Here is a 23,424-nt window from a genome sequence, read left to right as displayed (position 1 = left end):
TTTGTGTCTGCGCGCTACCGCTTGGCCTTCTTGAACACCCGCGCCACCTTGGCGGCGCGCTGCTTGCGTACCTCCTTCGGATCGACCAGCAAGGGCCGGTACAACTCGATCCGGTCACCTTCGCTGACCGCCTGTTGCTCGGCGTCGCTGACGACCCTGCCGAAAATCCCCAGGGGACAGCCCTCTACATCCAGGCCCGGCACCTGCCCGACAATTCCCGACAAGCGCACCGCTTCGCGCAGCGTGGTGCCCGGGGCAACATCAAGCGCCAGCAACCACTGCCGCTCGGCAGTGGCATAGACCACTTCGACCTGCACCCTGCTCTCAGCCATTGATTTGCTTGGCCCGCTGGCAGAAAGCGTCGACCAGGGTGTTGGCTGCCTGGTTGAACAGCGGCCCCAGGGTCGCCCGTACCAGTGGCCCGGCATAGTCGAAGGACAGGTCCAGGCTGATCTTGCAGGCTTTATCACCCAGGGGCTTGAAGATCCACAGGCCGTGCAACTGATTGAACGGCCCTTCTTCAAGGTTCATCTCGATGGATTGCCCAGCCACCAGCGCATTGCGGGTGACGAACTTCTGGCTCATGCCACCCTTGGCCACTTCCAGGCTGGCACGCATCTGCGTGTCACTGGTTTCCAGCACGGTACTGGATGAGCACCAGGGCAGGAACTCCGGGTACCGCGCAACATCGTTGACCAGGTCGTACAGCGCCTGGGCGGGATAAGGCAGCAGGGCCGAGCGTTGAATATGGGTAGTCATCCAGGCGTCACTTCCAAAGCTGAGCGGCAAACACAACCAGAATGCCGAGGGGCGCCACATAGCGCATCAAGAAAAAACAGCGCGCATTGTCCGGGATTCACTGCAAGGGCTCAAGCGCACGACTACCCCGTAGCCGACAGCGCGACGACTGCCTATAATGCCGCCCCTATGGCCAAACAAACGAAACATCCGACAGGGACCATCGCGCAGAATAAAAAGGCGCGTCACGATTACTTCATCGAGCACAAGTTCGAGGCCGGATTGGTCCTGTCCGGTTGGGAAGTAAAAAGTCTGCGTGCCGGCAAGGCGCACCTGACCGACAGTTACGTGGTGCTCAAGGACGGCGAGGCCTGGCTGATGGGTAGCCATATCACGCCGCTGACCACCGCCAGCACTCACGTCATCGCCGACCCGACACGTACCCGCAAACTGCTGCTCAATCGTCGTGAGCTGGAGCGCCTTCACGCGTCCGTCCAGCAGAAGGGCTACACCTGTGTGGCCTTGTCGATCTATTGGAGCAAGCACCTGATCAAGTGCGAAATCGCACTGGGCAAGGGCAAGAAGGAATACGACAAGCGCGATACCCAGCGCGAGCGTGATTCCGACCGCGAATTGCAGCGCGCCGTTCGCAACAAGGGCCGCGAAGACTGACTTCTGTCTGACGCGACATTATCGCGGGGCAAGCCCGCTCCCACGGGGTTATTGCGAGCCCTGTAGGAGCGGGCTTGCCCCGCGATCAGTTCAACGCCCGCTACGCCGCTCCGCCCGCGCTGTGCGCTGCACTTCCTCACGCACTTCATCGAGCACTTCCTGCACATACAGAATGTGCCGGCTGGAGACCTCCCGCGCGTCGTCGGCGCGACCTTCGACAATCGCCAGGTACAGCTCACGGTGCTGGCTGATCAGCATGTCGCGGGTTTCCGCACGCTGCTTGTACATGCCGCCGATGTTGGTCACCACATTGCGCTTGAGCAGGTCGAACAGCCCCCGGATGGTGTGCAGCAACACAGCGTTGTGGCTGGCCTCGGCAATTGCCAGGTGAAAGCGCGCATCGGCCGCCCCCTCCTCGGCCCGATCCACCTCGCCGGAGCGGGTGTAGCAGTCCTGCAAGGTATCGAACGCCGCCTTGAGCCGCACCCGGTCCGGCTCGGTGGCACGGATGGCTGCGTAGTAGGCGCAGGACGCTTCCAGGGTATGGCGAAACTCCAACAGGTCGCGCTGGGCTTCCGGGTTGCTTTCAAGCAGTTTCAGCAGCGGATCGCTGAAGGTCGAGCCCAGTGACTCGGCCACGTAGTTGCCGCCCCCCTGGCGACTGACCAGCAAGCCCTTGGCCACCAGCTTCTGGATCGCTTCGCGCAGCGACGGTCGCGACACTCCGAACTGTTCGGCCAGTGCCCGTTCGGCAGGCAGCCGCTGACCGGCGGTCAAGGTGCCCTCGAGAATCATCCCCTCAAGCCGCTCGACAATATCGTCAGACAAACGGCGTTGGCGGACCTGATCAAAAACCATCACATGCTCTCCACGATCCCGAGTGCGTTCGGGGCTGTCTATTCTGGCCTATCCGCACCCTGCCGACACCCATCAGTTGGCAAATTTCCCTGCCGCTCAGCCCCCTTCGCCCATCACGCGCCCGACGAAAGTTTTACCGAGACAAATTGACACACCCACAAAGAGGCTTTTAACCTAGCGCCTCGACATTGTAAATTGGTCTTACCAATTATCCAATGCCAGTGCTCTGACCAACAACAATTAGGGGCCACCCCATATGCAAACCTGGCAACAGCTCTACAGTCCGCTTGGCAGTCTTGGCCTGTCCGCCCTCGCGGCAGTCATCCCGATCGTCTTCTTCTTCCTCGCCCTAGCGGTGTTCCGCCTCAAGGGTCACGTCGCTGGCAGCATCACCCTCGGCTTGTCGATCCTGGTAGCGATCTTCGCGTTCCAGATGCCTGCCGACATGGCCTTCGCCGCCGCCGGTTACGGTTTTGCCTATGGCCTGTGGCCCATCGCCTGGATCATCGTTGCCGCGGTGTTCCTGTACAAACTCACGGTCAAGAGCGGTCAGTTCGAAGTGATCCGCAGCTCGGTGCTGTCGATCACCGATGACCAGCGCCTGCAAGTGCTGCTGATCGGCTTCTGCTTCGGCGCCTTCCTGGAAGGTGCGGCAGGTTTCGGTGCCCCGGTGGCCATCACCGCCGCCCTGCTGGTGGGCCTGGGCTTCAACCCGCTGTACGCCGCCGGCCTGTGCCTGATCGCCAACACCGCACCCGTGGCCTTCGGCGCCCTGGGCATCCCGATCATCGTCGCCGGTCAAGTGACCGGTATCGACGCCTTCCACATCGGCGCCATGACCGGCCGCCAGCTGCCGCTGCTGTCGCTGTTCGTGCCGTTCTGGCTGGTGTTCATGATGGACGGCCTGCGTGGCGTCAAAGAGACCTGGCCAGCGGCCCTGGTCGCCGGCCTGAGCTTTGCCGTGACCCAGTATTTCACCTCGAACTTCATCGGCCCGGAACTGCCGGACATCACCTCGGCCCTGGCCAGCCTGGTTTCCCTGACCCTGTTCCTCAAGGTCTGGCAGCCCAAGCGTTCGTTCGCCAGCGCCAAGGGCAGCGTCGGTGCCGCCGTGGTCAGCGGTGGTGGCAGCCAGCCTTCGCCGTACAGCTTCGGCCAGATCTTCAAGGCCTGGTCGCCGTTCCTGATCCTCACCGTGCTGGTCACCATCTGGACCCTCAAGCCGTTCAAGGCGATGTTCGCTGCCGGCGGTTCGATGTACAGCTGGGTGTTCAACTTTGCCATCCCGCACCTGGATCAACTGGTGATCAAGTCGGCGCCGATCGTCGCCACCCCGACCGCGATTCCGGCCGTGTTCAAGCTTGACCCGATTTCCGCCACCGGCACCGCGATTTTCTTCTCGGCGCTGCTGTCCATGCTGGTGCTGAAGATCAACCTCAAAACTGGTCTGACCACTTTGAAGGAGACCTTCTACGAGCTGCGCTGGCCGATCCTGTCCATTGGCATGGTCCTGGCTTTCGCCTTCGTCACCAACTACTCGGGCATGTCCTCGACCATGGCCCTGGTCCTGGCCGGCACCGGCGCCGCGTTCCCGTTCTTCTCGCCGTTCCTCGGCTGGCTGGGCGTGTTCCTGACCGGCTCCGACACCTCCTCCAACGCCCTGTTCAGCTCGCTGCAAGCCACCACTGCGCACCAGATCGGGGTCAACGACACCCTGCTGGTAGCCGCCAACACCAGCGGTGGCGTAACCGGCAAGATGATTTCGCCACAGTCGATTGCCGTAGCCTGCGCGGCCACCGGCCTGGTCGGCAAGGAATCGGACCTGTTCCGCTTCACCCTCAAGCACAGCCTGTTCTTCGCCACCATCGTCGGCTTGATCACCCTGATCCAGGCCTATTGGCTGACCGGCATGCTGGTTCACTAAAGTGACTGAGGCCGGGCGCGCAGCAGCGCGCCTGGCCACTGCCTCCTTTCACCCAACGCTGCGAGAGCACATGATCATTTCTGCCTCTACCGACTACCGCGCAGCAGCCCAACGCAAGCTGCCGCCGTTCCTGTTCCATTACGCCGACGGTGGCGCCTATGCCGAGTACACGCTGCGGCACAACGTCGAGGACCTGGCCGGCATCGCCCTGCGCCAGCGCGTGCTGAAGAACATGTCCGAGCTGAGCCTCGAGACCCAGCTGTTCAACGAAACCCTGAGCATGCCGGTGGCCCTGGCGCCGGTCGGCCTGACCGGCATGTACGCCCGCCGCGGCGAGGTCCAGGCCGCCCGCGCCGCTGCCGCCAAAGGCATTCCGTTCACGATGTCGACGGTGTCGGTGTGCCCGATCGAGGAAGTCGCCCCGGCCATCGACCGCCCCATGTGGTTCCAGCTCTATGTGCTCAAGGACCGCGGCTTCATGCGCAACGCCCTGGAACGCGCCAAGGCGGCCGGTGTCACCACCCTGGTGTTCACCGTCGATATGCCGGTGCCCGGCGCCCGCTACCGTGACGCCCACTCCGGCATGAGCGGCCCGAACGCGCCGCTGCGTCGCGCCTGGCAGGCCGTTACCCATCCACAGTGGGCGCTGGACGTCGGCCTGCTGGGCAGGCCCCATGACCTGGGCAACATCTCCAAATACCGCGGCAACCCCACCGGCCTTGCCGACTACATCGGCTGGTTGGGCGCCAACTTCGACCCGTCGATTTCCTGGAAGGACCTGGAGTGGATCCGCGAGTTCTGGGACGGTCCGATGGTGATCAAGGGCATCCTCGACCCGCAGGACGCCAAGGACGCCGTGAAGTTCGGTGCCGACGGCATCGTCGTGTCCAACCACGGCGGCCGCCAGCTCGACGGCGTGCTCTCCAGCGCCCGCGCCCTGCCCGCCATCGCCGATGCGGTCAAAGGTGACCTGAAGATCCTCGCCGACTCCGGTATCCGCAGTGGCCTGGATGTGGTGCGCATGATCGCCCTGGGCGCCGACACCGTCCTGATCGGCCGCGCCTTCCTCTACGCACTCGCCACCGCGGGCGAAGCCGGGGTGAAGAACCTGCTGGAATTGTTCGAGAAGGAAATGCGCGTGGCCATGGTGCTCACCGGCGCCAAGTCCATCAGCGAGATCACCCGCGATTCGCTGGTACGCGAACTGGGCGCCTGATAGCGCGCCCGCACGAACACCGCCTGATTGACCGGGGCCCACGGCGCGTCAGATGCCATGCCCCGCGAGGAGATTGCATGAGTCTGCCCGCCGCGTTCCTCGACACGGTTGAACACCTGATCCCCCGCGAGCGGCGTTTCGACGATCCGCTCTCGACCCTGGCCTTCGGCACCGACGCCAGCTTCTACCGCCTGATCCCCAAGCTGGTGATCCGCGTCGAGAGCGAAGAGGAAGTCGCCACCCTGCTCAAGGCAGCCCATGCCCAGCAGGTTGCCGTGACCTTCCGCGCCGCCGGTACCAGCCTGTCCGGCCAGGCCGTCAGCGATTCGGTGCTGCTGGTGCTGGGCGATAACTGGAACGGTCGCGACATCCGCGATGGCGGTGCGCAGATCCGTCTGCAGCCAGGTGTCATCGGTGCCCAGGCCAACGCCTGGCTGGCCCCCTTCGGGCGCAAGATTGGTCCGGACCCGGCCTCGATCAATGCCTGCAAGATCGGCGGCATCGTCGCCAACAATGCCAGCGGCATGTGCTGCGGCACCGCGCAGAACAGCTACCACACCCTGGCCGGCATGCGCCTCTTGCTGGCTGACGGCACCTTGCTCGACAGCGAACGCCCCGAGAGCATCAGCGCTTTTCGCCACAGCCACGGCGCACTGCTCGAACAGCTCGGCGAACTGGGCCGCCAGACCCGCGCCAACGCTGATCTGGCCACGAAGATCCGGCACAAGTACCGGCTGAAAAACACCACCGGGCTGTCCCTGAATGCGCTGGTCGACTACGACGAGCCCCTGGATATCCTCACCCACCTGATGGTCGGCTCCGAAGGCACCCTGGGCTTCATCAGCGCGGTGACCTACAACACCGTGCCGGACCATCCGCACAAGGCCAGTGCGCTGATTGTCTTCCCCGATGTCGAAACCTGCTGCAAGGCGGTGCCGGTACTCAAGCAGCAACCGGTCTCGGCGGTCGAGCTGCTCGACCGGCGCAGCCTGCGCTCGGTAGAGAACATGCAGGGCATGCCGGTGTGGGTGAAAAGCCTGTCCGCCGGTGCCTGCGCGCTGCTCATCGAATCCCGCGCTGCCACGCAATCGCTGCTGCATGAACAACTGGCACAGATCAGCGCGTCCATTGCCGGCTTCCCGGTGGAAAAGCAGGTGGACTTCAGTGAAGACCCGCTGGTGTACAACCAGCTCTGGCGCATCCGCAAGGACACCTTCCCGGCCGTCGGCGCCGTGCGCGAGACCGGCACCACAGTGATCATCGAAGACGTCACCTTCCCGGTGGAGAAACTGGCCGAGGGCGTCAACCGCCTGATCGCGCTGTTCGACAAGCATGGCTACGACGAGGCGATCCTGTTCGGCCATGCCCTGGAAGGCAACCTGCACTTCGTCTTCACCCAGGGCTTCGACTCGTCCGAGCAGGTGGCGCGCTACTCAGCCTTCATGGACGATGTCGCGCAACTGGTGGCCGTGGAATACGGCGGCTCGCTGAAGGCCGAGCACGGCACCGGGCGAAACATGGCCCCCTTCGTCGAACTGGAATGGGGCAGCGATGCCTATCAACTGATGTGGCAGCTCAAGCGCCTGCTCGACCCCGCCGGCATCCTCAACCCCGACGTGGTGCTGACCGACGATCCCCAACTGCACCTCAAGAACCTCAAGCCGTTGCCGGCCGCCGACGAGATCGTCGACAAGTGCATCGAGTGCGGCTTCTGCGAACCGGTGTGCCCCTCCAAGGGCCTGACCCTGAGCCCGCGCCAGCGCATCGTCATGTGGCGCGATATCCAGGCGAAGAAACGTGCCGGTAGCGATACCCGTGAGCTCGAACGTGACTACCAGTACCAGGGCATCGACACCTGTGCCGCCACCGGCTTGTGCGCCCAGCGCTGCCCGGTCGGCATCAACACCGGCGAGCTGGTGAAGAAGCTGCGAGGCCAGGCGGCCGCACATGTGAAAACCGCCGACTGGCTGGCAGAGAATTTCCACACCGCACTCAGTGGTGCGCGCTTGACCTTGAGTGCCGCCAATGGTGCGCGCAAGCTGCTCGGCGCACCGCGCCTGAGCCGTATCAGCGCCAGCGTCAGCCGCCTCAGCCACGGCCGCGTGCCGCAGTGGACGCCAGCCATGCCGCAACCTTTGAAGGCGCTGCATCTGCCGTCTGCCAGCAACGACGCACGCCCCCGCGTGGTCTACCTGGCCGCCTGCGTCTCACGGGTGATGGGTCCGGCCGCCGCCGACCACGAACAGACCTCGCTGCTGGACAAGACCCGCGCCCTGCTGGAAAAGGCCGGCTACCAGGTGGTGTTCCCGGACAACGCCGACAGCCTGTGCTGCGGCCAGCCGTTTGCCTCCAAGGGCTATGCCGAGCAGGCCGAACACAAGCGCCAGGAACTGATCAACGCCCTGCTCCATGCCAGCCGTGGCGGGCTTGATCCGATCTACTGCGACACCAGCCCCTGCACCTTGCGCCTGGTCCAGGACCTGGCCGAGACCCGCCTGGACCTCTACGACCCGGTACGCTTCATCCGCACCCACCTGCTCGACAAACTGGAGTTCACCCCCCAGGACGAACCCATCGCCGTGCACGTGACCTGCAGCACCCAGCACCTGGGCGAGAGCCAGGCGCTGATCGACCTGGCCCGGCGCTGCAGCAAGCAGGTGGTGATACCCGAAGGCATCCACTGCTGCGGTTTTGCCGGTGACAAGGGCTTTACCACTCCGCAGCTCAACGCCCATTCGCTGCGCAGCCTCAAGGACGCGGTGCAGCATTGCAGTGAAGGGATCTCCACCAGCCGCACCTGTGAAATCGGCCTGTCGAACCATGGCGGGATTGATTATCACGGTCTAGTTTATCTGGTGGACCGCGTGACCCGGCCTCGGAGCCTTTGAACGCTGATCGCGGGACAAGCCCCTTTTCCCAAGGCCATCGCGCCAAGGAGATTCACATGAAGCGAACTGCGATTTCCGGACTGTTCATTGCTGCCGCGTTGCTTGCCTCACCAGTGTTCGCGGCTGAAGACCTGTGTACCGCCAACCTGCAGAAGATCAACGACGCCATGGCCATGGCCGGCGCGACCTCCGAAGGCTTTGACAAGTCGATCACCGACGACGTTGAAAAAGCCAAGGCGGCACAAGCAAGCAAAAATGACAAAGATTGCATCGCTATCACCAGCAAGGTCCTGGAGCGCCTGGCCAATATCGAAAAAGGCGGCCAGTAACGAATTCATCGGGCGACGGGAACCGCAGTCGACGTCGCCCGACCGATGGCGTATACTGGGCTCAAGCGTTGAAAAACGCTGCTAGAGCTGCACATGGGGCCGATTAGGATTCGACGCCGGTAGTGAAACTCTAGGTGCATGCCGAGTTGGTAACAGAACTCGTAAATCCACTGTTGCAACTTTCTATAGTTGCCAATGACGAAAACTACGAGGGCTACGCTCTCGCTGCGTAAGCAGCTGAGCCCGCTCTTCTGGTAGCTTCGGCTCCAGCAATCATCAGGGGATGCCTGTAAACCCGAAATGATTGTCATACAGAACAGGATCGCCGCGTAGTACGTTGTGGACGAAGTGGCTAAAACTTACACAACTCGTCCAAAGCACCCTGCCCGTCGGGCGGCTGCGGATTAACTCAATAGACACGGCTAAGCATGTAGGACCGACAGCGGAGCACTGGCGGACGGGGGTTCAAATCCCCCCGGTTCCACCAAACACGCAATACAAAATAGGCACTTGGCGAATCTCGCAAGTGCCTTTTTTGTGCCTGTCCGAAAGGTTCGGACCGGGGGATGCCCGCTTTGTGGCAACCCCACGCCACGGGCAATGCATCTTCCCCGCCTGTCTATACCCTGTTACCAGAGTGCCAGGGTGTAGCTGAGGATCAGACGGTTTTCATCGATGTCGCTGGTGAAGCTGGTGCGGTAGGTCGCATTGCGCCATTTGATCCCGACGTTCTTCAGCGGGCCACTCTGGATCACGTAGCCGATGTCGGTGTTGCGTTCCCATTCCTTGCCGTCGCCTGGCGCGGCCCCCAGATTGACGTTGTCGCCCTTGACGTAACGGGTCATGAAGGTCAGGCCCGGAATACCGATACCGGCGAAGTTGAAGTCGTAACGCGCCTGCCAGGAGCGTTCGTCCTGGTTGGCGAAGTCGTTGATCTGCACCAGGTTGACCAAGTACGGATCGGCACCGTTGACGTTGGCAAAACCGGTATCGCCGCTCATTTTCTGGTAGGTGACGCCGAACGCATGGGCACCCAGCGAGTAGGTGAACATCGCGCCCAGCATCCGGTTGTCGACGTTACTGTTGCCGTCGTCGGTCGCGCTGGACCAGCGCAAATCGGACTTGAGCGACTGGCCCTCGGCGATCGGCCAGAGGTGGGTGAGTGTCAGGAAGTGCTGCTTGTACAGGTCGTCCAGGTGCGCATAGTGATAGCCGGTGGTCAGTGCGCTGGTCCACTTGTAATCGGCACCGATGAAATCGAACTGGTCGGTGGTGGCATTGGCTCCGGTGACGATGTTGCGCCGCGGGCCTTTCATCAGCGTCATGTCTTCGCGGTTCGATGAGTTGCGCTGGCTGACTTGCGTCAGGCGGCCTGCGTTGAAGTTCAGGTTGTCGAGCTCCATCGAATTCAATTGCCCGCCCTGGAACGTCTGCGGCAACAGGCGTGATTCGTTGGGCTGCAAGACCGGCAACTTGGGTATCAGGGTGCCCGCCTTGAGGGTCGACTTGGAAACCCGCAGCTTGCCGGTGAGACCCAGTTCACTGTAGTCATCCGGGGCACGCTTGGATTGCGGCCCTTGGGGCAAAAGGCCGGTTACCCCGGCGCGATCAGGGCTTGAGTCGAGCTTGATGCCCAATTGCCCCAGGGCATCGATGCCCACGCCCACCGGCCCCTCGGTGTACCCCGACTCCATGCGCAGAATGAAACCCTGCGCCCACTCCTCACCTTTGCTTTGCGGGGCGCCAGCCTGGCGGAAGTCACGGTTCATGTAGAAATTGCGCGCTTCCACACTGGCTTTGCTGTCGTCCACAAAGGCAGCCGACGCTGGCGCGCTGACCCCGATAACCCCGGCAATACCAGACCACTGAACAACACGGGCAAAACGAATAACGTCCATATAACTCTCTTTTTTATTGTTGTGGTGATGCGCACCCACGAAGTCCACGCGGGCCCCCGACAGCGATTGCAGCGAATCAGTTGTGGAAGTTGCGGCGACTGAGCTTGAGTACCCAGCCGACAATGCCGACCCGGAACAGCAATACGCAGAGGACGAAGATCATTCCCAGGATCACGTGCACCCATTCCCCCAGCGGGCCGTTGGACAGGTAGCTTTGCAACGTGACCACGACCGTGGCGCCCACCAGCGGCCCCAGTACCGTGCCCACACCACCGAGCAGCGTCATCAGGATCACTTCGCCGGACATGTGCCAGTGCGCATCGGTCAGCGACGCCAGCTGGAACACCACGGTCTTGGTCGAGCCGGCGAGGCCCGTCAGCGCCGCCGAGATGACGAACGCCAGCAGCTTGTGGGCATCGACGTTGTAGCCCAGGGAAATCGCCCGAGGTTCATTCTCACGGATCGCCTTGAGCACCTGGCCGTACGGCGAGTGGATGGTGCGCTGGATGACCGCGTAACCGAACACGAACACCGCCAGCACGAAGTAGTACAGCGTCAAGTTGTTGCTCAGGTCGAACACACCGAACAAGGTGCCGCGCGGTACGCCGTGCAGGCCGTTTTCGCCGCCGGTGAACGGGGCCTGGACGTAGATGAAGAACACCAGCTGGGCCAATGCCAGGGTGATCATGGCGAAGTAGATGCCCTGCCGGCGGATCGCCAGCAGCCCGAACACCAGGCCGAGCACGGCCGATGCCAGGGTGCCGGCGAGAATCCCGAGCTCCGTGCCAAGGCCCGTGTAGTGACTGAGCAAAAAGCCGGTGACATAGCCGCCGGTGGCCAGGAACGCCGCATGGCCGAAGGACAGCAGGCCGGCATACCCCAGCAGCAGGTTGAAGGCGCAGGCGAACAGGGCAAAACACAGCAACTTCATCAAAAACACCGGGTAGATCGCCATGGGCGCCACCAGGGCAACGGCAAACAATGCCAGGTAGAACCCGCGCTTGCGGCGGCTGGCCGCCTGTTGCCGCTCCAGAACGACCTGGGGTTGCAGGCGCGCAGCGGCCGGCTTGATCTGCAGACTCGTCATCTTCATGCCTCCTTTCCGAACAGCCCGGCCGGACGCACGAGCAGCACCAGTACCATGACCAGAAACACCACCGTGTTGGACGCTTCGGGGTAGAACACCTTGGTCAGCCCCTCGATCAGGCCCATGGCCAGCCCCGTGACGATGGCGCCCATGATCGACCCCATCCCGCCGATCACCACCACGGCAAACACCACGATCAGCAGGTTGGCGCCCATGGTCGGCGTGACCGAATAGACCGGCGCCGCCAGCACCCCGGCGAAGGCGGCCAGGGCGGCGCCGTAGCCATAGGTCAGGGTGACCAGCAGCGGTACGTTGATGCCGAAGGCCTGCATCAGCTTCGGGTTCTCGGTGCCGGCACGCAGGTAGGAACCCAGGCGGGTGCGTTCGATCATGAACCAGGTCAGCAGGCACACCGCGAGCGCGGCGACGATGACCCAGGCGCGATAGGTCGGCAGGAACATGAAGCCCAGGTTGAAGCCGCCCTTGAGCTGCTCCGGCATCGGGTAGGACGAACCGGACACCCCGAACAGTTTGACGAACGAGCCTTCAAGGATCAGGGCCAGGCCAAAGGTCAGCAACAAGCCATAGAGGTGGTCCTCACCGGCAATGCGGCGCAGCAGGAAGCGCTCGATGAACACCCCGACCACGCCCACCAGCAGCGGCGCCAGCACCAGCGCGGCCCAATAATTGACGCCCAGGTAGTTGAGCCCCATTACCGCGGCGAAAGCCCCCAGCATGTACTGCGCGCCATGGGCGAAGTTGATGATGCGCAAGAGGCCGAAAATGATCGCCAGGCCAAGGCTGAGCAAGGCGTAGAACGCACCGTTGATCAGCCCCAGGAGCAACTGCCCCGACATGACGCTCAGGGGAATACCGAATATCAAAGTCATGATTCACCACCCGCAGAAAGTCCGTGACGCCCGGCTGACACCAGCCGGGCCAGCAACATCAGTCACGCTTCGCCAATTCTTTGTTCAGCAACTGGCACTTGCTTTCCGAGGCCGGGCGGTACGCCTCGTCACCGGGGATGGTGCGTACGATCTTGTACAGGTCCCACTCGCCCTTGGACTCGGCGGGGGTCTTGACCTGGGCCAGGTACATGTCATGGACCATGCGGCCATCGGCGCGCACCTTGCCGTTCTTGGCGAACATGTCATTGACCGGTGTCGCCATCATCTGCGTGCGCACGGTCTGGGCCTCGTCACTGCCGGTGGCCTTGATCGCGTTGAGGTAGTTGGTGGTGGCCGAGTAGATGCCCGCCGGCACCATGCCCGGCATCTTGCCGAAGCGTTTATGGTAGCGCTGGGCCCAGGCGCGGCTCTCGTCATTCATGTCCCAGTACCAGCCGGTGGTCAGCATCAGGTTCTGCGTCACGTCCAGCCCCATGGCGTGGATATCGTTGAGAAACACCACCATGCCGGCCAGCTTCTGCCCGGACTGGGCCACGCCGAACTGGCTGGCGGTCATCAACGAGTTGACGGTATCGGAACCGGCGTTGGCAAAGGCGATCACGTCCGCCCCGGAGCCCTGGGCCTGGAGAATGTAGGAGGAGAAATCACTGCTCGGGAACGGGTGGCGGGCCTTGCCGACCACCTGGCCGCCATCGGCTTCGACGACCTTGGTGATGTCCGCTTCCATCGCGTGGCCGAAGGCGTAGTCGGCGGTGAGGATGAACCACTTCTTGCCGCCGTCGGCCAGTACCGACTTGGCGGTGCCGTTGGCCAGCGCGTAGGAGTCGTAGGTCCAGTGGATGTGGTTGGGCGAGCAGTATTCGTTGGTCAGGCTGGACGCGGCGGCACCGGAGATCAGCGCCAGTTTGCCAGACTGCTCGACCACCTTGCTCGCCGCCAGCACCACCGAGGAGGCGACCATGCCGGTGACCATGTCGACGTTACGTTCATCGACCCACTGGCGCACGGTGTTGGCACCGACATCCGGCTTGTTCAGGTCATCGGCGCTGAACACGACGATTTTCTTGCCATTGACCTGCCCGCCGAAATCCTCGATGGCCATGTTCAAGGCCTCAAGGCCTCCCGGGCCGGACAGATCGCGGTAGGTCCCCGACATGTCCGCCAGGTAACCGATGCGGATCTCGTCGTCACTGATCTGGGCCTGGGCCGCGCTGGCGATCAGGCTGGAAACGAGGATGGCGCTTGCTGTGTGCTGAAAAACCTTCATGTCATTCACCCACTGTCCAAAATTATTTTTATTGTTCCAGGCAAAGCGGCCCCGGGTCGTCGGGCCCAGGGACTCGGCGACATGCGTCATGCGCGGGGTAAAACGAGGTTCAGACGCCCAGGCAGCGGTGCAGAAGATCCTGCTTGGCGTCCAGTTCAGCGGCGCTGATTTGTTCCACGATCTGACCGTGCTCCATCACGTAATGGCGGTCAGCCAACGGCGCGGCGAAGCGGAAGTTCTGCTCCACCAGGACGATGGTCAGGCCCTTGTTCTTGAGCTTGATCAGCACCTGCGCCAGTTTCTGCACGATCACCGGGGCCAGGCCTTCGGTGATCTCGTCGAGCAGCAACAGGTTGGCGCCCGCGCGCAGGATCCGCGCCATGGCCAGCATCTGTTGCTCACCGCCAGACAGGCGCGTGCCCTGGCTGAAACGGCGCTCGTAGAGATTGGGGAACATCTCGTAGATTTCATCGAGGCTCATGCCGTCACTGCGAACCGTTGGCGGCAGCAGCAGGTTTTCCTCGACATTGAGACTGGCGAAAATGCCCCGTTCCTCCGGGCAAAAGCCGACGCCCAGGCGCGGGATCAGGTGGGCAGGCAGGCCGATGGTCTCGGTGCCGTTGACCACGATGGAGCCGGTACGGCGGCCCACCATGTTCATGATCGCGCGCAGCGTCGTGGATCGACCGGAACCGTTGCGCCCCAGCAAGGTCACCAGTTCGCCACGGCGCACTTGCAGGTCGATGCCGTGCAGGATGTGCGATTCGCCGTAAAAGGCATGCAGGTCGCAAACGCGCAGTTGTTCGAATTCAGGGGTGTGCAGACTGTTCATGCGTGCGCCCCTTCAGCCATCACCGCTTCACTGCCCAGGTAGGCCTCGCGCACCTGAGGGTCGGCGGAAACACTGGCGTAGTCGCCTTCGGCGAGAATCGCCCCGCGGGCCAGCACGGTGATGCGGTCGGACAGCTCGCTGACCACGCTCAGGTTGTGTTCGACCATCAACACCGTGCGCCCCACCGCTGCGCGGCGCACCAGTTCAATGACCATGTTCACGTCCTCGTGCCCCATGCCCTGGGTCGGTTCGTCGAGCAACAGGACACTGGGGTCCAGTGCCAGGGTGGTGGCCAGCTCCAGCGCGCGTTTACGACCGTAGGGCAGCTCGATGGTCTGGGTGTGGGCGTAATCGACCAGACCGACCTCCTCGAGCATCTGCAGGGCCCGCTCGTTGAGGGCGTCGAGGCCACGCTCGGGCTTCCAGAAATGGTACGAATTGCCCTGCTTGCGTTGCAGTGCCACGCGCACGTTTTCCAGCACGCTCATATGGCCGAACACCGCCGAAATCTGGAACGAGCGCACCAGGCCCTGGCGTGCCACTTCGTTGGGCTTGAGGTGGGTAATCGGTTTGCCGAGGTAGAGGATCTCGCCACGGGTTGGCGGGAGAAATTTGGTGAGAAGATTGAAAACGGTGGTCTTGCCGGCCCCATTGGGACCAATCAGTGCGTGGATGTGTCCCTTCTGAACACGCAGATTGACCGAATCAACGGCGGTAAAGCCGCGAAACTCCTTGGTCAGGCCGCGTGTTTCCAACACAAACTCTGGTGACATGTGGAGCCCTCTAACCCTGATTGTTTTTATTGGTTATGGCGCTGCTGACACACTTGCTTGGTTATTAACGTTTACGTAAACGTGACGAAATATACAAAAGTCCTACAGGGACTAAAGAGCCGACTTGTAACAGGATATTTCATTACTGGCATCTAGCCATGCGAAGCGCTCAAGCACGGGCATCCGCGGCCTTAAAGAGGGCTGGAAAACCTTCAAACACCTGTGTGAATCGCTCACTTTGCGGCCCTGGGCAGGCGACCCATGAGGTAAAACTCAGGGTTGGGCGGCGTCCCGGCCAGCGACACCAGGCGATTGGACAGGCTGAAGAACGCCGTCACCGCGCCGATGTCCCAGATATCGTCGAGGCTGAAGCCAACCGCCTGCAGTCGCTCACGCCACTCATCATCCAGCGCGCCACCGGCAAAGCTGAGGTGGAAGGCAAAATCGAGCATCACCCGCTGCCGCTCACCGATGGGGGCCGTGCGATGATTGATCGCCACCTGGTCGGCCAACAGCGGGTCCTTGCTGTAGATACGCAAAATGGCGCCATGGGCCACGACGCAGTACAGGCAGCCATGGCGCGCGCTGGTGGCGACCACGATCATCTCCTTCTCCGCGGCCGTCAGGCTGTCGGACTCGCGTTCCATCAGGGCATCGTGATAGTCGAAAAATGCCCTGAACTCCGCCGGCCGGTGCGCCAGCATCAGGAATACATTGGGGACGAACCCGGCCTTGTCCTGCACCGCCACGATGCGTTCGCGCAGGTCTACAGGCAAATTTTCAAGGGTTTCGGGAAGCGGGAAATGGCTGATGCTTGAACTCATGTGCACGTCCTTGAGCAAAGATCACGGAGGGGGTCGCGCGGGACCCGGTTAATGTTCAGCACCCGAGCTGGCGGATGCATATTTACGTTAACGTTAACGTAAGCACCAAACAGCAACAAGCCCTGTCAGCGGATAAAAGAAAAGGCATCGTGCGCCAGGCGCAGATGCCTTTTGTGGCCTTGATCCGTGATCAAGGTGCGCCAGACCCGCCGCAACGGCCTAGCTCAAGCCGGCATTACCAACCGCCCGGCAACCATCCCAGTGCGCTGGCAATGGCATAGGCCATGCTGCACAGGTGAAAAGCTCAGAACTCCAGACAGATCTTGCCGAAATGCTGGTTACTTTCCTGATAACGGAAGGCCTCGACGATCTGCTCCAGCGCGAAGGTCTTGTCGATCACCGGCTTCAGGCCGTTGGCATCGATCGCCCGGATCATCGCCTGCTGCTGCGCACGGCTACCGACCAGCACGCCCTGCAGACGGATCTGCCGCACCAGGGCCTGCACCAACGGCAGTTGCCCGGCGACGCCGGTCAGGATGCCGATCAGCGATATATGCCCGCCGATGCGCGCGGCGATCATCGATTGCTCCAGGGTGGCAGGTCCACCCACCTCGATCACATGGTCGACGCCGCGGTTGTTGGTGAGCTGGCGCACGGTTTCACCCCAGGCCGGGGTCTTGCGGTAGTTGATCAGGTGGTCGGCGCCCATGGCCTTGAGGCGTTCGAGCTTCTCGTCACTGGAGGAAGTGGCGATCACCGTTGCGCCGGCCAGCTTGGCGAACTGAAGGGCGAAAATCGACACGCCGCCGGTGCCTTGCACCAGCACGGTATCACCGGGCTTGAGCGCATCATCGGCCATCAGCGCCCGCCAGGCAGTGAGGCCTGCGGTGGTCAGGGTCGCCGCCTCGGCGTGACTGTAGCCCTTGGGGGCATGGGTAAAGGAGGTGGCACGGGCGGTCACCTGCTCGCGGGCATAGCCATCGATCCCATCGCCCGGCACCGTGGCAAAGCCTTCCACCTGCGCCTGGCCATCCAGCCAGTCGGGGAAGAAGGTACTGACCACGGTATCCCCCACGGCGAACTCGGTGACACCAGCGCCGACAGCGGTTACCACACCCGCCCCATCGGCCATGGGAATGCGCGCCTCGCTCGGCCCCCACATGCCGCTGACCACGGCAAAGTCGTGATAGTTGAGCGAGTTGGCGTGCAGGCGCACGGTGATTTCGCCGGCCTTGGGCGGCGCCGCATCACAGGTGCCGACCTGCACCTTGTCGTAACCACCGCCCGCCTGGACGTAGATAGCCTTGCTGGTCATGGGAATCTCCTGATTCGATCCGACAAATAGCTCATCAGTCTTTGCCGGGGCCGGGCGCAGGTCAAGCGACCCTACTTGCGAAACATCGGGACAAACCACAATAATGCGACTAATTATCAATTACCACACTGGTCGCACCGTTCATGCCCGCCCCCGATCACGCCGCCCTGCATGCGCTTTACAGTGAACACAACGGTTGGTTGAAGAACTGGCTGCGCGCTCGCCTGGGCAATGCCAGCGATGCCGCGGACCTGGCCCAGGACACCTTTATCCGGGTGCTGAGCGCACGTAATGTCGAGAGCATTCGTGAGCCGCGCAGCTACCTGGGCGCCATCGCCCATGCGCTGATGGTCGACAAATTCCGCCGCAAGGCGCTGGAGCAGGCCTACCTGGCGGAGCTTGCGAGCCGGCCGGAGCGCATGGCCGACTCGCCGGAAACCCGCTTGCTGATCCTTGAAACCCTGGTGGCCGTGGACACCCTGCTCGACGGACTTGGGGAGCGTACCCGACAGATCTTCCTGGCCGTACAGCTGGAAGGCCTGAGCTATGTGGCCACCGCCGAGCGCCTTGGGGTGTCGGTCACCACGGTGAAAAAGCACCTGATCCGCGCCATGACCCACTGCCTGCTGCTGACGGACGACTGAATGGCCCAGCCCCCGGATTACCGCACCCTGGAAGCGGCCGCCACCTGGTTCGTCCAGCTCAACGCCGCCAAGCCCAGCGACGCCCAGCTTCAGGCCTGGCAAGACTGGCTGGGCAAAAGCCAGGCGCATGCCCAGGCCTGGGCACGGGTGGAAAAACTGCAACGGCAACTGGGCAGCCTGCCCGCCGATGTCGCCCTGCCGACCCTGGCCGGCGTGCGCGCCCGTCGCCGTGCCGTGCTCAAGACCCTGGCCATGCTCCTGGCTGTCGGTGCCAGCGGCTGGGCAGTGCGTGACAGCAATCCGGCCCAGGCGTTGATGGCCGAGCTGCGTACCGGCAAGGGCCAGCGCCACAAGGTCATGCTCAGCGACGGCAGCCAGCTGGAGCTCAACACCGACAGCGCCGTGGATATCCACTTTGACGGCCAGCACCGTCGGTTGCGCCTGTACCGGGGCGAAATCATGGTGCAGACCGCCAGCGACCCGGCCACCCGTCCCTTCCTGGTACAAACGGCCGAAGGCAGCGTCCGCGCCCTGGGCACACGCTTCAGCGTGCACAGCGAAGACGGTGTGAGCCGGGTCAGCGTGCTGCAACATGCCGTGGAGATACGCCCGGTGGATCAACCGCAGCTGATGCTACGCCTGGATGCCGGTCAGGCGGTGCGCTTCGATCATCAACACATCGCCCCGGCAAGCGCGGTAGCCCCCGGTACCGGCGCCTGGACCCAGGGCATGCTGACCGTGATCGAGTGGCGCCTGGCCGACTTCATCAGTGAATTGCGCCGCTACCGTCCCGGCATGTTGCGCTGCGCCGAGGGCATCGCCGATCTGCGCCTGTCCGGTGCCTTTCGCATCGACGATACCGACACCATCCTGGAAAACCTCGCGGCGTCCCTGCCCGTCAAGGTCAAGTACCTGACGCGCTATTGGGTGAGCATCGAACCGGCCTGACTATTTTCAGCAAGAGGGTTGCCGATTTTCATTCTCATTCGGCTACGCAGGTAGAGCAGCCCATCCAGCTGCCCCCTCTGCCCAGCCAATCGAAGGAAAACCTGCATGACCCGCATTTGCCCACGGGCGCCCCGCCCCCTGGTTCGCGCCGTCCACCTGGCGTTGTTCGGCCTGACCCTGGCACCGGTGCCCCTGCTGGCATTGCTGCCCGGCCAGGCCATGGCCCAGAGCGCCAGCACCCATTTCCAGATTGCCCCGGGCCCGCTGGGCACCAACCTGAGCCTGTTCGCCACCCGTGCCAACATCACCCTGTCCTTCGATGCACGCCAGACCCAGGGCCGGCAATCGGCCGGCCTGCAGGGCAACTATTCGGTGGAAGAAGGCCTGGCACGCCTGCTCCAGGGCAGCGGCCTGCAGGCCCAGCGCCAAAGCAACGGCGGCTATGTGCTGGTGGCGACGGGCAGCGAAGGCGCGGTAGAACTGGGCGCGACCAGCATCAACGGCCAGCTGCTGGGTGAAACCACGGAGAACACCGGTTCCTACACCACCGGCGCGTCACGGACCGCAACCAAGCTACCGCTGTCGATCCGTGAAACACCGCAGTCGATCACCGTGGTTACCCGCCAACTGATGGACGACCAGGGCGCCCAGAGCATCTCCGATGTACTGCGCAATACCCCCGGTGTCTCGGCCCAGACCTATGACAGCGACCGCACCGAATTCTCCAGCCGTGGCCTGGTGATCACCAACTACCAGTACGACGGGGTCAACACCATCTATGACGGTGTCTATGGCGAAGGCACCGCCCATGTCGACATGGCCATCTATGACCGCGTCGAAGTCCTCAAGGGCGCGACCGGCCTGATGACCGGCTCCGGTGATCCGTCGGCCACCGTCAACCTGATCCGCAAGAAACCCACCGCGCAGTTCCAGGCTTCGCTCAGCGGCAGTGCCGGCAGCTGGGACGACTACCGTGGCGAAGGTGATGTGTCCGGGCCGCTGAACAGCAGTGGCACCCTGCGCGGGCGCTTCGTCGGCGCGCAACAGGACAGGCAGGGCTACCAGGACCACTACCAGCAGAAGAAAGAGGTGTACTACGGCATCCTTGAGGCCGACCTCACGCCCGATACCCTGCTGACCGTAGGCATGGACCAGCAGAACACCACCCCGCGCGGCACCTCCTGGACCGGCAACCCGGTGTACTACAGCGATGGTGGTCGCACCGACTTCTCCCGCTCGTTCAACCCGGGCGCCGACTGGAGCCGCCGCGACTTCCAGAACCGCACCTACTTCGCCTCCCTCGAGCAGGCACTGGCCAACGACTGGTCGCTCAAGCTCAGCCTCAACCAGTTGCAGAGCGACCACGACACCCGCCTGGCCTCGGCCAGCGGTGGCTCACCGGACCGCGCCGGCGAAGGCATGTTCTTCTACTGGGGCCGCTGGGAAGGCCATCGGGTGCAGAACAGCGCCGACCTGAACCTCTCCGGCCCGTTCAGTCTGTTCGGCCGCCAGCATGACCTGGTGGTCGGTTACAACGCTTCCTACTCGCGCCAGACCGGCAGCACCTGGGACACCAGCGAATTCGCCATGGTGCCAGGCAGCATCTTCGACTGGAACGGCCACATCGGCGTGCCGGACTTCCCGAAGAACGGCAAGTACGAACAGAAGAAGAGCCAGACCGGCGCCTACATCGCCACCCGTCTGCGACCTACCGACGAACTCTCGGTGATCCTCGGCAGCCGGGTCAGCACCTTCAAGTACCACGACGACTACGACTACGACGGCCTGAACCCGAACTTCCAGGACAACTCGGCCAGCTACAAACAGCACGGCGTGGTCACCCCCTATGCCGGCGTCGTGTATGACCTGGACGACACCTACTCGGTGTACACCAGCTACACCTCGATCTATCAGCCGCAAACCAACAAGGACGTCAACGGCGTCACCCTCGACCCGGTTGAAGGCGACAGCTACGAAGCCGGTCTGAAGGCGGCCTACTTCGACGGCCGGCTCAATGCCAGCCTGGCAGTGTTCCGCATCGAACAGGACAACGTGGCCGAATCGGTCGGCACCAATCCGGCGACCAACGAAGGCATCTACAAGGCTGTCAGCGGGGCGACCACCAAAGGCGTGGAACTGGAAATCGCCGGCGAGCTGCAAGAAGGCTGGAACCTCTCGGCCGGCTACACCTACGCCCGCACCCGCGATGCCGACGAGCAACGCATGTACGGCTTCCCGATGAGCACCAGCAAGCCTGAGCACCTGGTGCGGCTGTTCACCACCTACCGCCTGCCGGGCGTGCTCGACAAGGTTACGGTCGGTGGCGGCGTGAACTGGCAGAGCGCGTTCTACGGCAAGATCTACAGCGGTGCGGTGAATGATTACACCTACATCAAGCAAGGCGGCTACACCCTGGTCGACCTGATGAGCCGCTATCAGTATGACGAGCACCTGAGCTTCACCCTCAACGCCAACAACGTCTTCGACAAACGCTACCTGACCGGACTGGGCAACTTCGACACCACCTACTACGGCGAGCCGCGCAACCTGATGCTGACGACCCGCTGGGATTTCTGAGGATTGCGCTGTAGCCGCTGCCGCCAGGCTGCGAAGCGGTCGTAGAGGCATTGCGACTGCTGCGCAGTCGATCGCAGGCGGGCGGTGCGCAGCGAAGTCCTGTGGGAGCCGGCAGCGCCGGCGATGGCTTCTGAACGCCAACACCCTGTAGCCGCTGCCGAGGCACGAGGCTGCGGCTACAGATGCCAAGCCGCTACGACGTGAGCAACACCCGCAACGCCCGGCAATCCGCCGCATGCCAATCCGCCAGCTCCGGCCAGGGGTTGTCCGGCAGGTTGACCAGGATGGTCCTGGTACCCGCCGCCTTGCCGCAGTCGAGGTCGAAACGGTAGTCACCGACCATGACCATTTCCCCGGGCGCCACCGACCAGGCATCGGCCAGTTTCAGCAAGCCACCGGGGTGCGGCTTGGGCGGTGCTTCGTCGCGGCCCAGCACGTACTGCTCGGCAAAGCAGTCCGCAAGGCCAATGGCTTCAAGCGTGACATGCGCCAGCTCACGGGCATTGCGGGTGAGGATGCCCAGCTGGCAACCACGGGCAACCAGCTCGCGCACCAGCTCAACCGCCCCGACCGCTGCCGTCGAGCCGATCGCCAGATCGCGTTCGTGCTCCAGCAACCAGGCGTGCTTGGCCGCCGCCTCTGCCGCGGGCAAGGCGGCCAGATGGGTGAGGATGTCGTCGCCTGGCGGAATCTCCAGCGCCTCGCGGATGGCGGCAAAGTCATGCACGGCCACCGTCAGGGTGCCATCCATGTCGAAGACCCAGTGACGGATGTCCTGGAGGCTCATGCCCAGTCCTTGCGCTGACGGATCAGGCCTTCCTGGCAGGACGAGGCCACCAGTTGCCCGGCCTGGTTGTAGATGTTGCCGCGGGAAAAGCCGCGGGCATTGCCGGCCCAGGGGCTGTCCATGGCATACAGCAGCCATTCGTCGGCCCGCAGGTTGCCGTGGAACCACAGGGCATGGTCGAGGCTGGCGACCTGCATGTCCTTCTGCCACACCGATTTGCCGTGGGGTAGCAGCGAAGTGGTCAGCAGGCCGAAATCCGAGGCGTAGGCGAGCATGTACTTGTGCAGCGCCGGCACGTCCGGCAGGTTGCCATCGGCGCGGAACCAGATGTACTTCACCGGGTCGCCCACCTTGGGGTTGAAGGGGTCTTCCTCGGTCACCGGGCGCATCTCGATCGGCTTGGCGCACAGCATCTTGTCGCGGATCGACTCGGGCAGGCGGTCGGCCATGCGCTGGGCCAGTTCCACTTCCGACGGCAGGTTCTGCGGGCCAACCACGTTCGGCATCTGCGTCTGGTGTTCGAAACCTTCCTCGTCGTACTGGAACGAGGCGCTGCAGGTAAAGATCGGCTGGCCTTTCTGGATCGCCGTCACCCGCCGGGTACTGAAGCTGCCGCCGTCACGCACGCGATCAACCGAATAGACCACCGGCATCGTCGCATCGCCCGGGCGCAGGAAGTAGCCGTGCAGGGAATGCACGTGACGCGCCTCTTCGACCGTCTGGCTGGCGGCCGACAGCGACTGCCCCAGTACCTGACCGCCGTACAGCTGACGAAAGCCCAGGTCCTGGCTTCGCCCGCGGAACAGGTTTTCCTCGATGGCTTCCAGACTCAACAGGTCAACCAGATCGTCCAACACGTGGCTCATTCAAGATTCTCCAAAGCGATGCGCACCTGGGCAAATAATACAGGGTTTGTCATCGCTCACCCCTATGTTG

The 23,424-nt window shown here is 63.1% G+C and carries 21 protein-coding genes and 1 other RNA gene; 9 read left to right on the top strand and 13 right to left on the bottom strand.

Features of this window, described 5'->3' with window-relative positions; all coding sequences use genetic code 11:
• Positions 1–14: 14 nt before the first annotated feature.
• Together ACIQUS_RS17460 and ACIQUS_RS17455 are read right to left on the bottom strand one after the other, a co-directional pair.
• Complete coding sequence (locus ACIQUS_RS17460; RefSeq protein ID WP_403048848.1) at positions 15–332, bottom strand: RnfH family protein; 318 nt, start codon at positions 330–332, stop codon at positions 15–17.
• On the bottom strand, positions 325–759 hold the full coding sequence (locus ACIQUS_RS17455) for a type II toxin-antitoxin system RatA family toxin (RefSeq protein ID WP_403048845.1): 435 nt from the start codon (positions 757–759) through the stop codon (positions 325–327). The genes ACIQUS_RS17460 and ACIQUS_RS17455 overlap by 8 nt, the downstream gene beginning before the upstream one ends.
• A 168-nt stretch (positions 760–927) precedes the next feature.
• On the opposite strand from ACIQUS_RS17455, the gene smpB reads away from it, so the two are divergent.
• Positions 928–1,410 (top strand): SsrA-binding protein SmpB, encoded by a 483-nt coding sequence (gene smpB, locus ACIQUS_RS17450; protein WP_285861953.1) that lies wholly within the window; start codon positions 928–930, stop codon positions 1,408–1,410.
• A gap of 90 nt (positions 1,411–1,500) precedes the next feature.
• On the opposite strand, the gene ACIQUS_RS17445 is transcribed toward smpB, so the two are convergent.
• On the bottom strand, positions 1,501–2,268 hold the full coding sequence (locus ACIQUS_RS17445; RefSeq protein ID WP_403048841.1) for a GntR family transcriptional regulator: 768 nt from the start codon (positions 2,266–2,268) through the stop codon (positions 1,501–1,503).
• A gap of 256 nt (positions 2,269–2,524) precedes the next feature.
• Between ACIQUS_RS17445 and ACIQUS_RS17440 the strand changes: the two genes are divergently transcribed.
• From ACIQUS_RS17440 to ssrA, 5 genes are all read left to right on the top strand, one after another.
• Positions 2,525–4,192 (top strand): lactate permease LctP family transporter, encoded by a 1,668-nt coding sequence (locus ACIQUS_RS17440; RefSeq protein ID WP_403048838.1) that lies wholly within the window; start codon positions 2,525–2,527, stop codon positions 4,190–4,192.
• Positions 4,193–4,262: 70 nt separating this feature from the next.
• Positions 4,263–5,408 (top strand): FMN-dependent L-lactate dehydrogenase LldD, encoded by a 1,146-nt coding sequence (gene lldD / locus ACIQUS_RS17435; RefSeq protein WP_403048835.1) that lies wholly within the window; start codon positions 4,263–4,265, stop codon positions 5,406–5,408.
• A 77-nt stretch (positions 5,409–5,485) separates the two neighbouring features.
• Positions 5,486–8,296 carry an FAD-binding and (Fe-S)-binding domain-containing protein gene (locus ACIQUS_RS17430; protein WP_403048833.1) on the top strand — a complete coding sequence of 937 codons (2,811 nt, stop codon included), beginning with the start codon at positions 5,486–5,488 and terminating at the stop codon, positions 8,294–8,296.
• A gap of 56 nt (positions 8,297–8,352) precedes the next feature.
• Positions 8,353–8,625, top strand: coding sequence for a hypothetical protein (locus ACIQUS_RS17425; protein WP_403048830.1), 273 nt, complete (start codon positions 8,353–8,355; stop codon positions 8,623–8,625).
• 95 nt (positions 8,626–8,720) lie between these two features.
• Positions 8,721–9,112, top strand: a transfer-messenger RNA (tmRNA) gene (gene ssrA, locus ACIQUS_RS17420).
• Between the two features lie 142 nt (positions 9,113–9,254).
• Here the strand turns inward: ssrA and ACIQUS_RS17415 are convergent.
• The 8 genes from ACIQUS_RS17415 to ACIQUS_RS17380 form a co-directional block, all read right to left on the bottom strand.
• Positions 9,255–10,523, bottom strand: coding sequence for an OprD family porin (locus ACIQUS_RS17415; protein WP_403048827.1), 1,269 nt, complete (start codon positions 10,521–10,523; stop codon positions 9,255–9,257).
• 76 nt (positions 10,524–10,599) lie between these two features.
• Complete coding sequence (locus ACIQUS_RS17410) at positions 10,600–11,610, bottom strand: branched-chain amino acid ABC transporter permease (RefSeq protein WP_403048824.1); 1,011 nt, start codon at positions 11,608–11,610, stop codon at positions 10,600–10,602.
• Positions 11,611–11,612: 2 nt separating this feature from the next.
• On the bottom strand, positions 11,613–12,500 hold the full coding sequence (locus tag ACIQUS_RS17405) for a branched-chain amino acid ABC transporter permease (RefSeq protein WP_403048821.1): 888 nt from the start codon (positions 12,498–12,500) through the stop codon (positions 11,613–11,615).
• A 58-nt stretch (positions 12,501–12,558) separates the two neighbouring features.
• Positions 12,559–13,788: an ABC transporter substrate-binding protein gene (locus ACIQUS_RS17400; RefSeq protein ID WP_403048818.1), complete on the bottom strand. Its 1,230-nt coding sequence runs from the start codon at positions 13,786–13,788 to the stop codon at positions 12,559–12,561.
• A 109-nt stretch (positions 13,789–13,897) separates the two neighbouring features.
• Positions 13,898–14,620 (bottom strand): ABC transporter ATP-binding protein, encoded by a 723-nt coding sequence (locus ACIQUS_RS17395; RefSeq protein WP_403048815.1) that lies wholly within the window; start codon positions 14,618–14,620, stop codon positions 13,898–13,900.
• The gene (locus ACIQUS_RS17390; RefSeq protein WP_403048812.1) at positions 14,617–15,393 is read right to left on the bottom strand and encodes an ABC transporter ATP-binding protein; all 777 of its coding nucleotides are present in this window, start codon (positions 15,391–15,393) and stop codon (positions 14,617–14,619) included. Before ACIQUS_RS17390 ends, ACIQUS_RS17395 begins: the two co-directional genes overlap by 4 nt.
• Positions 15,394–15,626: 233 nt before the next feature.
• The gene (locus tag ACIQUS_RS17385) at positions 15,627–16,217 is read right to left on the bottom strand and encodes a peroxidase-related enzyme (protein WP_403048809.1); all 591 of its coding nucleotides are present in this window, start codon (positions 16,215–16,217) and stop codon (positions 15,627–15,629) included.
• A gap of 304 nt (positions 16,218–16,521) precedes the next feature.
• Positions 16,522–17,532 (bottom strand): NAD(P)-dependent alcohol dehydrogenase, encoded by a 1,011-nt coding sequence (locus ACIQUS_RS17380; RefSeq protein WP_403048806.1) that lies wholly within the window; start codon positions 17,530–17,532, stop codon positions 16,522–16,524.
• A gap of 143 nt (positions 17,533–17,675) precedes the next feature.
• On the opposite strand from ACIQUS_RS17380, the gene ACIQUS_RS17375 reads away from it, so the two are divergent.
• The 3 genes from ACIQUS_RS17375 (at position 17,676) to ACIQUS_RS17365 (ending at position 21,701) form a co-directional block, all read left to right on the top strand.
• Positions 17,676–18,176 (top strand): sigma-70 family RNA polymerase sigma factor, encoded by a 501-nt coding sequence (locus tag ACIQUS_RS17375; protein ID WP_403048803.1) that lies wholly within the window; start codon positions 17,676–17,678, stop codon positions 18,174–18,176.
• Complete coding sequence (locus ACIQUS_RS17370; protein WP_403048801.1) at positions 18,177–19,124, top strand: FecR domain-containing protein; 948 nt, start codon at positions 18,177–18,179, stop codon at positions 19,122–19,124.
• 105 nt (positions 19,125–19,229) lie between these two features.
• Positions 19,230–21,701, top strand: a complete 2,472-nt coding sequence (locus ACIQUS_RS17365; protein WP_403048798.1) for a TonB-dependent siderophore receptor — start codon at positions 19,230–19,232, stop codon at positions 21,699–21,701.
• 193 nt (positions 21,702–21,894) lie between these two features.
• On the opposite strand, the gene ACIQUS_RS17360 is transcribed toward ACIQUS_RS17365, so the two are convergent.
• Together ACIQUS_RS17360 and tesB are read right to left on the bottom strand one after the other, a co-directional pair.
• Positions 21,895–22,488, bottom strand: a complete 594-nt coding sequence (locus tag ACIQUS_RS17360) for an HAD family hydrolase (RefSeq protein ID WP_403048795.1) — start codon at positions 22,486–22,488, stop codon at positions 21,895–21,897.
• Positions 22,485–23,354: an acyl-CoA thioesterase II gene (gene tesB, locus ACIQUS_RS17355; protein ID WP_403048792.1), complete on the bottom strand. Its 870-nt coding sequence runs from the start codon at positions 23,352–23,354 to the stop codon at positions 22,485–22,487. The genes ACIQUS_RS17360 and tesB overlap by 4 nt, the downstream gene beginning before the upstream one ends.
• Positions 23,355–23,424: the final 70 nt, after the last annotated feature.

It is taken from the genome of Pseudomonas sp. NPDC090755, assembly GCF_044769005.1.
Classification (GTDB): domain Bacteria; phylum Pseudomonadota; class Gammaproteobacteria; order Pseudomonadales; family Pseudomonadaceae; genus Aquipseudomonas.
Note: the sequence above shows the minus strand (reverse complement) of the source record. Positions and strands in the feature narration are given on the sequence as shown.

What these genes read in the sequence shown, in the direction of transcription:
- ACIQUS_RS17460 (WP_403048848.1), bottom strand. Translation starts at nt 332, where the DNA reads ATGGCTGAGAGCAGGGTGCAGGTCGAAGTGGTCTATGCCACTGCCGAG.
- ACIQUS_RS17455 (WP_403048845.1), bottom strand. Translation starts at nt 759, where the DNA reads ATGACTACCCATATTCAACGCTCGGCCCTGCTGCCTTATCCCGCCCAG.
- smpB (WP_285861953.1), top strand. Translation starts at nt 928, where the DNA reads ATGGCCAAACAAACGAAACATCCGACAGGGACCATCGCGCAGAATAAA.
- ACIQUS_RS17445 (WP_403048841.1), bottom strand. Translation starts at nt 2,268, where the DNA reads ATGGTTTTTGATCAGGTCCGCCAACGCCGTTTGTCTGACGATATTGTC.
- ACIQUS_RS17440 (WP_403048838.1), top strand. Translation starts at nt 2,525, where the DNA reads ATGCAAACCTGGCAACAGCTCTACAGTCCGCTTGGCAGTCTTGGCCTG.
- lldD (WP_403048835.1), top strand. Translation starts at nt 4,263, where the DNA reads ATGATCATTTCTGCCTCTACCGACTACCGCGCAGCAGCCCAACGCAAG.
- ACIQUS_RS17430 (WP_403048833.1), top strand. Translation starts at nt 5,486, where the DNA reads ATGAGTCTGCCCGCCGCGTTCCTCGACACGGTTGAACACCTGATCCCC.
- ACIQUS_RS17425 (WP_403048830.1), top strand. Translation starts at nt 8,353, where the DNA reads ATGAAGCGAACTGCGATTTCCGGACTGTTCATTGCTGCCGCGTTGCTT.
- ACIQUS_RS17415 (WP_403048827.1), bottom strand. Translation starts at nt 10,523, where the DNA reads ATGGACGTTATTCGTTTTGCCCGTGTTGTTCAGTGGTCTGGTATTGCC.
- ACIQUS_RS17410 (WP_403048824.1), bottom strand. Translation starts at nt 11,610, where the DNA reads ATGACGAGTCTGCAGATCAAGCCGGCCGCTGCGCGCCTGCAACCCCAG.
- ACIQUS_RS17405 (WP_403048821.1), bottom strand. Translation starts at nt 12,500, where the DNA reads ATGACTTTGATATTCGGTATTCCCCTGAGCGTCATGTCGGGGCAGTTG.
- ACIQUS_RS17400 (WP_403048818.1), bottom strand. Translation starts at nt 13,788, where the DNA reads ATGAAGGTTTTTCAGCACACAGCAAGCGCCATCCTCGTTTCCAGCCTG.
- ACIQUS_RS17395 (WP_403048815.1), bottom strand. Translation starts at nt 14,620, where the DNA reads ATGAACAGTCTGCACACCCCTGAATTCGAACAACTGCGCGTTTGCGAC.
- ACIQUS_RS17390 (WP_403048812.1), bottom strand. Translation starts at nt 15,393, where the DNA reads ATGTCACCAGAGTTTGTGTTGGAAACACGCGGCCTGACCAAGGAGTTT.
- ACIQUS_RS17385 (WP_403048809.1), bottom strand. Translation starts at nt 16,217, where the DNA reads ATGAGTTCAAGCATCAGCCATTTCCCGCTTCCCGAAACCCTTGAAAAT.
- ACIQUS_RS17380 (WP_403048806.1), bottom strand. Translation starts at nt 17,532, where the DNA reads ATGACCAGCAAGGCTATCTACGTCCAGGCGGGCGGTGGTTACGACAAG.
- ACIQUS_RS17375 (WP_403048803.1), top strand. Translation starts at nt 17,676, where the DNA reads ATGCCCGCCCCCGATCACGCCGCCCTGCATGCGCTTTACAGTGAACAC.
- ACIQUS_RS17370 (WP_403048801.1), top strand. Translation starts at nt 18,177, where the DNA reads ATGGCCCAGCCCCCGGATTACCGCACCCTGGAAGCGGCCGCCACCTGG.
- ACIQUS_RS17365 (WP_403048798.1), top strand. Translation starts at nt 19,230, where the DNA reads ATGACCCGCATTTGCCCACGGGCGCCCCGCCCCCTGGTTCGCGCCGTC.
- ACIQUS_RS17360 (WP_403048795.1), bottom strand. Translation starts at nt 22,488, where the DNA reads ATGAGCCTCCAGGACATCCGTCACTGGGTCTTCGACATGGATGGCACC.
- tesB (WP_403048792.1), bottom strand. Translation starts at nt 23,354, where the DNA reads ATGAGCCACGTGTTGGACGATCTGGTTGACCTGTTGAGTCTGGAAGCC.